The organism is Thalassospira xianhensis MCCC 1A02616 (assembly GCF_003326475.1).
In the GTDB taxonomy this organism is placed as follows: Bacteria; Pseudomonadota; Alphaproteobacteria; order Rhodospirillales; family Thalassospiraceae; genus Thalassospira; species Thalassospira xianhensis.
On sequence record NZ_JPWA01000060.1, the window covers coordinates 1 to 13514 of the forward strand.

Here is a 13514-nt window from a genome sequence, read left to right on the forward strand (position 1 = left end):
CCCAACCCGGCCATGCAGGCCGATGTCATCCGGCAGGCGGCCCGCGCGGCCGACATCGAACTGGGATCGCTATCCTATATCGAGGCGCATGGCACCGGCACGTCGCTTGGCGATCCGATTGAAATTGATGGCCTGACCCGTGCCTTCGCCGGAAGCACGGATGAACATGGCTTTGCGCTAATCGGCTCAGCCAAGGGCAATTACGGGCATCTTGATGGTGCTGCGGGGGCGCTTGGTCTTGCACGCGCCATCATGGCATTGCGCTTTGATCAGGCCCCGCCACAACCCTTCTTTGAAACCCCCAACAGCCGGATTGATTTTACCCGCGCCCCGGTGCGCCCGACCAACCGCCTTGAACCCTTGGCGGACCGTGGCGCACCAAGACGTGCTGGTGTCAGTTCCTTCGGGCTAAGTGGCATCAATGCCCATGTGATCCTTGAAGCCGCCCCAAAACACGCGGCAAATGCACAGGATGAAACCGCGCAAAACGGGACCTTCATCCTTGCCCTGTCTGCCGCCAACGAGGCGGCATTAATCGACTATGCCACCAAGCTGCGTCACGCCATCGCCAAGGACACCACCCTTGATGTCCGTGACATCTGCCACACGCTTGCCACCGGGCGCGACCAGCTAAGGCATCGCTTCGCCGTTGCGGTTTCGGATCGCGACAGTCTTCTGAACGCCCTTTCCGGATTGATCGCTGGTGATACGACACATTGCGCGGCCCCCAAACCCGCCGCCGGTGCATCGTCTGTCCCTGCGGTTTTGGGCGATCTCGCCGATGCCATGGCCAATGCACGCCAATGGCTCGAAGGTGCCGATCTTGTCTGGCCCGACGACTTTCGCGCGCGCCGCGTATCCCTGCCCCACGCGTCATTTGCAAAAATCGTCTGCAAACCGGTCTTTGGTGGCAACAGGGCACCGGATATCGCCATCATGACCGGCCCGTTCGAAACCGAAAGGGGGCGCTGCTTTGCCATTCCGGTCGGCACGCCGTCCTTCTGGCCGACGGGCGAACATCATCTGAACGGACAACCGACACTGGTCGGCATGGCTGTTCCTGCCATGATCACCACCGCTATCCGCAATGGCACGGGCGATCCGGCCGTGCGGATTTCCGACCTGAAATGGCAAAAAACCCTTCTTCCCAATGCTCTGCCCGATGGCACAGCAACGCTAATGCTTGGAAATGATGGTCTTGTCGAACTGGGTGGCCGCCTGAAAAACGGCAAATGGTCGGTCTTTGCCACCGCGCGCTGGGCCAATAATACACCGGAAAGCAGTCATCACGACAGTTTGCCGTCGCTCGACCATGCGCGCGCAAAATGTACCCTTACGGCCAATATCGCCCCCTATGCCCCCCAGAACGGGCCGATCACGATCAGCAACCGTTGGGATTGCCGGGTGTCCATGCAATACAGCGCGGACGAAACCATGGCGATGATGCATCTGAAACTGAAACCGCAATATCATGCCGACCTGCGTGACTGGATCATTCATCCCGCCATGGCCGATATTGCATGCAGCATGATCCTGACGGCAGAGGATAATGGTTCCATTCCTGTCGGCGTTGACGAAATCACATTTCATGCGCCCTTTACCGACGATATCCTTGTCTGTACCGAACGCCATAAACCGGGACAGGCCGACTTCTCCTTCTTTGATGCCCAAAGCCAGAAGCTGCTTCTGACCATACGCGGCATCCGTTTCTCGCGGCATGGCAGCGGCACGGCGTCATCCACCTTATCCACCATGCAGGAACTGCTTGAAATCGACTGGCTGTCGGAAAATGTTGAAACGCAACCGGTTCCTGAAAACACTCTCATGATTGCCGATGGTGATTTCTGGCCAATGCCGGCTACCTGCCAGCGCACCCATCCCGACGCCATCAGCAAGGATATGCTGGCAACGGCGCAAAACGTCATTCTGGCCTTGCAACCAGGCGAAGATATCGCCCTTCGCACCGCCAGCTGCCTGCGCAATGTGCTGCGTGGCATGCGCGGACGGATGCGGCTTGTCGTGACCGGATGTGGTGGCTATCAGATCGATAGCGACACCATCCCCAATGATCCTGATCAAAGTGCCGCGGCCGGTGTTGCCATCGCCGCAAGCACCGAAGAACCCCGACTTGTCTTGAGCTTTGCCGATATCGCACGTACTGATTTCATCACGCTTATTGGTGGTGAACTGGCAGCCGGACCGGGCCGCGATCCGGTTTCGGTTTATCGTAATCAGAAGCGTTATCGCCGCAAACTCCGCCCGGTTTCCGGTGCGGGCAATCTGGCAAAGGCCAACTGGCCCGGTCACGGCGTCTGCATCGTGACCGGTGGTACCGGTGGCTTTGCCATGGCCCTTGCCGAAGAAATGGCGATGGGTGGCAAAGTCGCGCTCGCCCTTCTGGCACGTCGGGGCGAAACCGGCCTTGATGCGGTTGCGCAGTCAAAACTTGCCGACCTTGGCGCCAAGGGTATTAAGGTATCGATCCATGCCTGCGACGTTGCCGATAAAAACGCCCTGTCCGATACGCTTGCCACGATCCGAAATACCCTTGGCCCGATCACGGCCATCGCCCATGCCGCCGGGCTTGCCGATGGCGGATTCCTGGCCGTGCGGGACATGGACGTGTTCGAGGGGATCATGGCCGCCAAGATCAATGGCGCCCGTCATCTTGACGCCCTGACCGTAAATGACCCGGTGCAGGCTTTTGTCATGTTCGGCAGCCTGACGGCCATCGTCGGTGTGCCCGGTCAGGCCGCCTATAGTGCTGCCAACGCCTTCCTTGACGGTTTTGCCCGTTACCGCAGGTCACAGGGTCGCCCGGCCCTGACCATCGACTGGTGCGCCCTTGCCGGTCAGGGCATGGCGGCGCGTCATAATGTACCGCTTCAGGATGGGGCCAGTGTCACCCCGCAACAGGCCCCGATCTTCTGGCGCGATGCCATGCATAGCACCGCGGCACAGCTTGTCGTGCTTGATCCCGCCCTTGCCGGTGAAACACCCCCACAACCGGCAAAGCCCGTTTCCGCACCGGTATCTCCATCCGTAGCGACACAGCCATCTGTACCGGCATCCGCGCCGGATATCCCGCAAAGGATCGCCGCCATCTGGGCCGAAACGCTTGGCTATGATGCCGTCGCCCCGGATGATGATTTCTTTGCCCTTGGCGGCGATTCCATAACCGGCATGCAGATAGTCGACCGCATCAATGCCGAACTGAAACTGTCACTGGCAATTTCGGACCTTTTTGCCGCACCGACGGTGTCCGACCTGTCCGCGCAATTTGCCCCGTCAATTGCGCAAACGCCAGAACTTCATGAAACAGCCAGGGCAACACACACCCCGATAGACAGGATTGCAAAAATCTGGGCCGAAATCCTTGGCTATGACGCCATCGACCCGGACGAGGATTTCTATGCCCTTGGTGGGGATTCCATCACCGGCATGCAGATCGTTGATCGCATGAATGCCGAACTTGCCTGCAATATCGGTCTTGCCGATCTGTTTGAAACCCCGACGATGACGGCACTGGCCACAAAGATATCGTCATCCGTTGAAACAGCGACACCATCGCCCGTTTCCCTGTCGCCGGCACCAGAACCGGCACAGACCAAAACCGAGGTCGAAGCCGATCCCCGCTGCGCGCCCGAAATGGAATTCTATCCGTTGGCCCCGGAACAGGTTTCGGTTCTGCATGCCGAACAAAGCGGCAATCTCGGCACGGCCTTTAACCTGCCGCATGCCTTCATGCTGGATGATAATGTTGATCTTGATCGCCTGCGCGATGCCATCACCCGCCTGACCGAACGTCATGAAATCCTGCGCACCCGCTTGATCGCCAATGGCGATGACTGGGTCATGAAAATTCTGCCACTTAACGAAGCCCTGCCCGATCTGACGCTGATCGAACTTGATGCTTCCGTATCGCTTGACGATGCCGGTGTAGAGCTTGTCATGCCGTTCGATCTGGCAACGGAAATTCCCGCGCGCTGGCGTCTGCTATGTGCGGCCGACGGTCAAAAGGCACTGTTCTTTGATATCCACCACACGGTTTGCGATGGCTTTACCATTGAAATGCTGCTGTCGGAATTGCTGGCGATCTATCGCGGGCAGGCCTTGCCCCCGCTCCCCTATCAGCTTCGCGATTATGCGTACTGGAGCCAGCAACCCGAAAGCCTGAAGCGGCTTGAAACCGCACGTGATTACTGGCTTTCCCTTTATCAGGGACCGCTTCCGAAACTGGATCTGCCGTCTGATCGCAGGCGCCCGGCCATCCACAGTTTCACCGGCGAAATCGTCGCGTTTGATATCGATCTAGCGGTGCTGAAATCGGCGCGCAAATTCGCATCCGACCAACGCGTCACCATGTTCTCGCTGATGATGACGACATGGTTTGCCGTCCTTGGCAGGATCGCCGCCACCGATGATCTGGTCATCAGTGTCCCGGTCAATCAGCGCGATGGTGCTGGTTTCCGCAATGTGCCGGGCATGATGGTTTCGCTTCTGCCGCTCCGCATGCAGATTGCTGATGATGAAACCTTCGCATCCCTTCTGCACAAGGTGCAAAACCATCATATCGATGCCCTGCGCCATCGGGCCTATTTCCTAGATCTGCTGCTGGATGATCTTTCGCCACCGGCCGAGCCTGAACGCACCCTGCTCTCGGAAGTATCCCTGTCTTACATGAACTATGCGCAAGGCGATTACGGGCCGGATGATCAGGCCAAATCGATGCGCCCCATCGGTCTTGGACGGCAGCAATGCAAAAACGATCTGGCGATATTTGTCCGCGACCTGCCGGAACGAATGGTCATCTCGTTTGATTATTATGCCGATATGTTCGATCGCGACCGCATGATCGAACTCGGTCACATCTTCACGAAAACCCTGCAAAAGCTGGTTGCGGCGGACACCACCGCAAGCACGACCCCGATTGCGTCCCTTGATCTTCTGCCAGATGATCAGAAAGCCAATATCGAAATCTGGGAACAGGGACCAGAACCCGACACCCGCCTTGATGCGGATGCGCATGCCGGGATCTTTGCGAAATTCGCCAGACAGGCATCCATCACCCCCGATGCCCCTGCCATCCGCGATACCAACGACACATGGACCTTTAGGGAACTGCATGCCAATGCGTGCGCCATTGCCCATTGCCTGCAAACCGCAGGGATCGAACCGGGTGATCTGGTTGCACTGCATATTGAACGCGGTCGCCCGGCCATTGCCGCCATTCTCGGGATTACCGCCATCGGTGCGGGATATGTCCCGCTTGATCCGGCCTATCCGGCGGCACGCAATCAATTCATCCTTGCCGACAGCGGTGCCAAACTGGTTCTGGTTGATGATGCCGGTCATGACGCGCTGGGTGCATTGGGTGCCTTGTCCGAAACCGTTACCCCATCCCCGCAACAGATCAATCTCGCGGACATCGCCCCGACACCAACTGATTTCACCCTGCCCGAACTGACCAGCCCGGACGGCCTTCCGGCCTATATCATGTATACCTCCGGCTCGACCGGAACGCCCAAGGGGGTTCTGATCGAACAGGGGGCGGTACGTCGATTGGCATTAGGTGCGGATTATGCCAAAATCGTTGCCTCTGATGTGGTGGCACAGGCGGGCCCGCTGGCATTTGATGCCTCGACCTTTGAAATCTGGGCCACTCTGCTGCGCGGCGCCGAAATCGCCGTCATTGACCATGATGATCTGCTTGATCCGGTCAAATTCGGCGATGCCCTGTCGCAATTTGGCGTCACGAAAATGTTCATGAGTGTCGGCCTGTTCAACCGTCAGGTCGATCATAATCCCCAAACCCTTGCCGGACTTGATATCCTGATGGTCGGTGGGGATGCCATAAGCAAACAGCATGTCAGAAACTTTATCAACGCATGCCCGCACATCACGGTTCTGAACGGTTATGGCCCGACCGAAAACACCACCTTCGCCGTTGTCGGCCCGATCACCGAAAATGATCTGTCGGGTGATACCGATGCCACCATCATTGGCAAACCCATCGCCCATACCAAAACCCTGATCCTTGATCAGAACGGTCAACGCGCGCCAGTCGGGGTGTGGGGAGAATTGATGATTGGCGGGGCGCGGCTGGCGCGTGAATACTGGCAACGTCCCGACCTGACCCGCGAACGGTTCATCCCCGATCCCGATCAGCCCGGCCAACGGCTTTATCGCACCGGCGACCTTGCCCGCTGGACCCGCGATGGCCGGATCGAATTTGGCGGTCGCCACGACAATCAAATCAAATTGCGTGGCTTCCGCATCGAACTGGATGAAATCGAACAGCAGCTTCAATCCGCACCGGGTATCAAAAATGCCGTTGCCCTGTTTGATGCCACCGCCCCTGACGGCGGTACCATCATCGGCTGCATTCAGACGATACAGGATCAGGATATCGATATCCCTGCCCTGATGACGTGGCTTGGCACACATCTGCCCGGCTACATGATCCCGGCGAAATGGCATATCGTCGATACCATCCCGATCACCGCCAATGGCAAGGTGGATCGCAAGGCGCTACTCGAAACGGTGCGCACGCAATCAAATGCGATAGCGCTTGACGGCGGCACCGACACCCCGCCCGCCAACCCGGCACAAGAACTGGTTTGCGATGTCTTTACCGAGGTTTTCGCAACCCCGATCCGTAACCGACACGCCAGCTTCACCCAGCTTGGCGGTCACAGCCTGATGGCGATCCGGATCGTAAACCGCCTTGCGGACCGGACCGGCAAACGCATCAGTATGGCCGACTTCTTTGCCGATCCCACGGTGATCGGGCTGGCCCGCCATATCGACAATGCCACCATCAATATCCACGCCACAGGCAATGGCCAAATCCCGGCCGCACCGACAATGGAATATTACCCGGCCAGCCACGCGCAAAAACGGCTTTATCTTCTTTCAAAAATGGATGGCAATAGCGGCGCCTATGGCATGCTTTATGTATTCCGCTGCACCGGTGATTTACGCACCGATATCCTGCAATCGGCCCTGACCCGGCTGGTGGACCGTCATGAAACATTGCGCACCGGCTTTGCCGAACATGACGGCACGATCACGCAGAAAATCCACGCCACCACCCCGCCCGCAGTCGCGTTTGATGATCTTGCGGAGCATGCCGATCCGGCCCGCGAAGCCCTGCGCCTGACAAGGCTTGAGGCCGCAACACCGATCATCCTTGATCAGCCGCCATTGATCTGCGGACGTGTGATCCGGGTGGCCGCCAATGAAAGCCTGATGATCCTGATGACCCATCATATCGTCGGTGATGGCTGGTCGTCGCGCATCCTGATTAATGAACTTGGCGCGCTTTATGATGCCGTTCTTCATGAACGTAACGATGCCCTGCCGCCACTTCCGATCACGTACAAGGATTTCGCTCATTGGCAATCCGGACAGGATTGGGCAGATGCCGCCGATTACTGGCGTCAACAGCTTGCCAATGCGCCGGAACAGATCAATCTGCCAACCGATCGGCCGGTACCCGAAAAACAATCCTTCCGCGGGGCGCATGTGCATCTTGCCCTGCCTGATGATGTTTTATCGGGCCTGCACCAGCTTGCCAGCCAGAACAAAACAACCCTGTCATCGGTGGGTCTGTCGCTGTTTTCCGCCATGCTTTATCGCCTGACACGCCAACGCGACATGGTGATCGGCATGGGTGTTGCCGGACGCGAACGCATCGAAACCGAAGGCTTGATCGGCTTCTTTGTCAATGTCCTGCCAATCCGTATGCAGCTTGACGACGATACCGATCTTGTCGATCTGATCCGTGCCACCCATGTCAATATTGCCAATGCGCTGGACCGGCAGGATTTCCCGTTTGATGAACTGGTCCGGGCCGTCGCGCCAAAACGCAAATCCAACCGTCAGCCACTGGTCAATGTGGTGTTCGAATATCAGCGCTTCGAAGCCGTAAGCGGATTGGCGCAAAACGGCTGGGCTCAATCCGGCCTGCCGTTGCTTGCCCCCGATGCTGCGGGCATCCTGTCATCCAATATGGATGCCTTTGTCGATAACACGACGGCCAAACATGACATCATTCTGTTCCTGACCGAAGAAGCCGGTCAGGCGCGCTTTACGCTTGAATATGACACCGATCTGTTTGATGCGGAAACCATGCAGCGCTGGTTGGCCTTCCTTGGCAAATTCGCTGCTGCCGCCGCACAAAACGCCCAAAAGGACGCATAATGAAAATCGCCGATTTCGATTTTGAAACCCTCGATACGCCAACGCCCGGTATGGATCGCACACCCGATGTTCCGCCATCGGCAACAACCGGCAGCATCATCGACCGGTTTGCGTCAATTGCGGCGTCTTACCCGCATCGCATCGCAACCCGCGACGAGTCCGGCGAAATCAGCTATGCCGACCTTGATCGTCAAAGCAATCGTATCGCGCATTTCATTGCCGGTCTTAACCTGCCCGTTGGCTCGCTTGTCGGCGTGATGACCGGGCGCAACCGCCATTACATCGCGGCAACCCTTGGCGTCCTCAACGCCGGTTTTGCCTTTGTGCCGCTTGATCCGAATGTGCCGCTAATCCGCCGCACCACTCTGGTCCGCAATGCAGCACTACCGCTAATCATATCCGAAGGCGCCCATATCGGCGATCTGCACCAGTTGCAGTGGCGCAGCAAAACCGTCACCGATATTCTATGCCTTGACCATGACGATATCGATACCCTGACGGAAAATCACGGTTCCCTGATGTCGGTTGAACTGTGGGATCATCTGGCCGGGGATGATGCCGATAACATTCTTGCTGGTGGCTGGAAAAGCGCCTTTACCGGGCAACCAATTGCACAAAGTGCCATGGATGCCTTCGGGGCGAATGCGCGCAACAAGGTCGCCGGTCTGGTATCGCGCAATGCCCGTGTGCTTGAAATCGGCTGCGCGTCCGGCTTCACCATGAAACACGTCGCCCCGGTGGTCGGCACCTATGTCGCGACCGATCTGGCACGCCGCAACGTTGAACGGACCGAGGCACTGGCGATCAATCTTGGCATGACACATGTCATCGGTCGGCAGCTTGGCGCGCATGATATCGATGTTTACGAACCCGGTTCGTTTGACCTGATCATCATGAACAGCGTCATCGAAAACTTCCCCGGTTACGGTTATCTGCGCACGGTCCTGACAAAGGCAAAAACCCTGCTCGCACCGGGCGGGGCGATTTATCTTGGCAATGTCTGGGATGCGGATCGCCGCGATGATTACCTTGCCGATCTGGCCCGGTTTGCCCGCGAGACGGTGGGCAAGGGTTACAACACCCGGCTTGATTTCCTCGAAGACCTGTTTGTCCCGCAATGCTTTCTTGAAGACTGGGCACGCGAACAGGGCGGCTTTGCCGCCAGCCGATCCGCCATCGATGCCGACGGGTTTGATCCCGCCCCCTACACATTCGATTTTGTCCTGACATCGAATGCGGCAAAATACCCGGTTGCGCCGAAGAAACGCCGCCACGATCTGGCTGCGCTCAATGCCGCGAACGATCAGCGCCCTGCAACCGAGACATCGGCAAACGATCTTGCCTATGTCCTGTTCACCAGCGGCACCACCGGCACACCCAAGGGTGTAATGATCGAACATGGATCGGTTGTGAACCTTGCCCAGTCGGTTCACGATACGCAGTTAAAACAGATCGGAGCCGATAATCCCGACCGCGCCCTTAACCTGACCTGTGTTGCGCCCTTTGCCTTTGACGGCTCCATCGTTCAGATTTTCGCAGCCATCCTGAACGGGCATTGCCTGAACATCACCGGATCGGCCACACGAAGCGACCCCGAAGCCCTGCATGACCTGATAGTCACCAACGCCATTGATCAGCTTGACGCAACGCCAAGCCTGTTTTCCCTGCTGCTGGATTACTGGGAAGAAAACCGGCTTTCCTGTCCGGCAAGAATGGTGGTTCTGGGCGGCGAAGCTGTTTCAAGCCGACTGGTCGAACGTTTCTTTGCCCTGCCCGGTCAGACTGACCGCAAACTGGTCAATGCCTATGGCCCGACGGAATGCTGCGTTTCATCGGCCCAGTATGTGATGACCGCCCACAACCACAAACAGATCCTGCCACCCCCGATTGGCAAGTCCATTCAGGGTGTTTATCTGGAAATCTGCGATGATATGGGCCGCCCGTTGCCCGATGGTGTTCCGGGTGAAATTCGCATTGGCGGGGCCGGTGTCGCGCGCGGTTACCTGAACGATCCGATCCTGACCGCGCAGAAATTTATGACCGACCCCAACGGCAACCGTGTCTATCGCACCGGTGATATGGGGCGGCGGCGCAGTGATGGCGAAATCATTTTCCTTGGCCGCGAAGACGGTCAGATCAAGGTTCGCGGCAACCGCATCGAACTGGGCGAAGTCGAACATGCCCTGCTGACACATCCCCATATCCGCCGCGCGGCCGTGGTCGCCCATGACCGCCATCAGAACGGCAATGTTGTTCTGGTCGCTTACGTCGTCACCGATGACGATGCCCATGCCGGTTTCGACATATCTGCATGCAGGGCAAAACTTGAACAGGCCCTGCCGAACTATATGGTGCCCAGCCACCTGATCACGATGGATGACCTGCCGCTGACCGTAAATGGCAAGATCGACCTTTCACGCCTTCCAGTCCCCGAAAACACCGATCAGGTAACGGGTGTCACTGCCAAGCCGCTTGGCAGTGACCATGAAAAAACCGTCGCCCGCCTGATGGGCGAAGTCCTTGATTGTACCATCGATGACGCCACCGCCGATTTCTTTGAACTCGGCGGCCACAGCGTCCTTGCGGTTCAGTTCCTGTCAAAAATCAACAAACTCACCAACGTCAAAATCCCGCTGGGTGATCTGTTCACCTGCGCCTCGGTCGAAAAACTTGCTGCCCGCATTTCCGAACGCGAAAACGCCAGGCATGTCAAAAGCCCGATTGTCACCGTCAATGCATCGGGAACCAAACCGCCAATGGTCTGCTTCCATCCGGTCGGCGGCAATGTGCTGTGCTATCAAAACCTTGCCCGTGAATTCGGCCCCGATCAGCCACTTTACATGGTCGAGGCACAGGGCCTTGAAGAAGGCCAGAATTTGCAGCCCACGGTCGAGGAAATGGTCGCCGCCTACATGCCCGCCATCCGTCAAACCGTCCCCGACGGACCGATCCATGTCATCGGCTGGAGCTTCGGCGGATTGCTGGCGTTCGAGGCAGCGTTTCGCATGCAGCAGGCCGGCATTGATGTGCGCAATATCATCCTGCTCGATGCGATTGCCGTGCCCGATGCAGTCCGCGCCATATTGCGCAAGGGCGAGGCAGAATATCTTGCCGATATCTTTGCCGAGCTCGGCCTTGTCACGGTTGACGAATTGCGTCCGCTCACCCCCGAAGAACGCATCGACCTGTTGCTCGAACGCGGCAAGAATTGCGACCTTCTGCCCGACGAGGCAGATCGCGGCACCATGCGCCGCCTGCTTGCAGTGTTCCAGAATAACGCACTGGCAGCCGTACATTATGTCCCGCCGAAAATTGACGGTATTGATGTCCTGCTGTTGCGCCCGACAACCGAAACCCGCGCAGCCCCCAGCATCGAAGGCGATCAATATAGCGGCTGGCAAAGGGTCGCGGGCGATGCCCTGACCCTTGAATGGGTTGGGGGCACCCATGGAACAATGATGTTCGATCCCCACGTGATCGAAGTCGCCGAACGCATTCGCCGTCATCTTGAAAAATCGAAATGATGGACTGAAAACTCAGGCCCAGGGCAGGCTTACCGGATCGAACCGCGTTTGATCCGGCAATGTCAGGCCAAGCCACCCCTGCGCACCGGGCCAGATGATGGTGCGATACTGCCCGAAATTGGCATACCGCACCTCAAAGCAGCCCCGGTTGTGCTCGATCGATGACGGCGCGTAAAGTTCAAGCGGCGTCATCATCCCCGTGGTAATGGTCTTGGCAAGGCTTTCGCGCGCAACCCAAAGCAGGCAGGCCGCCCCATGATCATCCAAATCATGGGCGCGGATCATCGTCCTTATATCGGGCGCGATCCCGTCCAGAATTGCGGGCACATCCGTGATCGCCGGCAGATCAACATCAATGCCCAGCGGATGGGCACGATGAAACACAAGCGCCACCGCAAACCGGTCCGAATGCGATAGCGAAACCGACATGCCCTGCACATCTTCCCCGCCGCCAACCATCATCGGCTGATCAAATACCCCTGATCCGATTTCAATCGATTGCGGGTCAATCCCCGGCAAATGGGCCGCCAACGCGGCCTTCGCCGCCAACCGCCCGCTGATAAAACTTTTCCGGCGGCGATCATGCTTGAATCCCGCCAGCCGGGCTTTTTCGGCGGTATGCAACTGGCTTTCTGCCAGTTTCTTACACCCGGCATCGTCCATATCCCCAAGATCAAAAACCGCCAGCGTCGCCCGCAGGATATCGGACGGCGCAAATGTGCCGGTGCCCTTCGGGCGCTCGAACACAAGACGATGGGTTTTGATCGGGGGCATGCGGTGGCCTTTTACGCGTCATCAGAAACAGACAAAAAAGAATGCCCAAAGCATGCTTTGGGCATTCCCGAAATACAATCTGAAAACCTGATGATCAATCAGGCCTTGGCGGTCGTGGCACCTGCTGCCGGTTTGGCAGTGGTTTTGCCGCCTTTGACAAATTCGGACGCCTTGCGTTTGCCGTCTTCGAATTCGTCCTTGAAACGACCTTTCATTTCATCGGCGTCGAAATCGGCAACCGTTCCGCCCTTGGCAAAGTGCCAGGCGAAAACACGACCCAACGCATAGGTGCAGGCACCGGCAAAGGTCGGCATGGCGACAACGCCAAAGATCGTGCCGACAACCGGAACCTTGCGCACCAGTGCCGCCGTTGCATAACCGACACCGGTCATCGGCAGAACCGTTGCAACCAGGGTCGAAATCGAACTCTTAATCGCATTCTCGGAGAACGGAACACCATAAATGTCGCAAAGCTTTGCAAGCATCCGCACCTGAATGGTGCTGCTGGTGGCCATTTCAAGGAACGGGATCGGAACAAGACCACCAACCGCAGCATAAACGCTATGACGATGGATGCAGTCACGGGACTGTGCACGAATTTCTTCCGCCTTCGCGACGGCCACTTCTTCAGTCTCTTCGATGGTTTCTGCTTCGCTCATTATCGCCTCTTGAATGTCTACCTTTAGGTTGATGATCTGCACGCAAAATTTATTCTTTAACTTTACCTGAACTAACCGGAAGTAGCAACGTGCAACACCCTTTATTTGCTACCGGTTTTTGAAATTTCAGGCTGCCCCGCACTCTCGTGTGTCGCGACCGGTTCCATGTCGCTCTGTTTCACGACACCGCCCCCGTCACTACCGGACGGATCAAAGATCGGGGCAATCGATTTCAAAACATCTCCGGCGGTTTTACCCGCTGTTGAAACATCCTCTGACGCGCCGGCTGTCGGGCTTGTCGGGGCGGCCGGTTTCATCGGGGGTGTGACCGGCTGCGTGTTCGAATTTGCCG

4 protein-coding genes and 1 pseudogene are annotated in these 13514 nt (G+C 57.6%); 2 read left to right on the forward strand and 3 right to left on the reverse strand.

Going from position 1 to position 13514, the window contains the following annotated elements; translation table 11 throughout:
- The first annotated feature begins 12 nt into the window (after nt 1-12).
- Nucleotides 13-8205 carry a non-ribosomal peptide synthetase gene (locus TH5_RS24295; RefSeq protein ID WP_244205029.1) on the forward strand — a complete coding sequence of 2731 codons (8193 nt, stop codon included), beginning with the start codon at nt 13-15 and terminating at the stop codon, nt 8203-8205.
- Nucleotides 8205-11729, forward strand: coding sequence for an alpha/beta fold hydrolase (locus tag TH5_RS24300; protein WP_114124031.1), 3525 nt, complete (start codon nt 8205-8207; stop codon nt 11727-11729). Before TH5_RS24295 ends, TH5_RS24300 begins: the two co-directional genes overlap by 1 nt.
- Before the next feature lie 12 nt (nt 11730-11741).
- On the opposite strand, the gene TH5_RS24305 is transcribed toward TH5_RS24300, so the two are convergent.
- The 3 genes and pseudogenes from TH5_RS24305 to TH5_RS24315 form a co-directional block, all read right to left on the reverse strand.
- A complete protein-coding gene (locus TH5_RS24305) occupies nt 11742-12503 on the reverse strand; it encodes a 4'-phosphopantetheinyl transferase family protein (protein WP_114124032.1) in 762 nt (253 codons plus the stop codon).
- A gap of 98 nt (nt 12504-12601) precedes the next feature.
- Nucleotides 12602-13162 carry a YcjF family protein gene (locus tag TH5_RS24310; protein WP_114124033.1) on the reverse strand — a complete coding sequence of 187 codons (561 nt, stop codon included), beginning with the start codon at nt 13160-13162 and terminating at the stop codon, nt 12602-12604.
- Between the two features lie 101 nt (nt 13163-13263).
- A pseudogene (locus TH5_RS24315) lies at nt 13264-13514 on the reverse strand (prohibitin family protein); the annotation flags it as partial.

What these genes read in the sequence shown, in the direction of transcription:
- TH5_RS24300 (WP_114124031.1), top strand. Translation starts at nt 8,205, where the DNA reads ATGAAAATCGCCGATTTCGATTTTGAAACCCTCGATACGCCAACGCCC.
- TH5_RS24310 (WP_114124033.1), bottom strand. Translation starts at nt 13,162, where the DNA reads ATGAGCGAAGCAGAAACCATCGAAGAGACTGAAGAAGTGGCCGTCGCG.
- TH5_RS24295 (WP_244205029.1), top strand. Translation starts at nt 13, where the DNA reads ATGCAGGCCGATGTCATCCGGCAGGCGGCCCGCGCGGCCGACATCGAA.
- TH5_RS24305 (WP_114124032.1), bottom strand. Translation starts at nt 12,503, where the DNA reads ATGCCCCCGATCAAAACCCATCGTCTTGTGTTCGAGCGCCCGAAGGGC.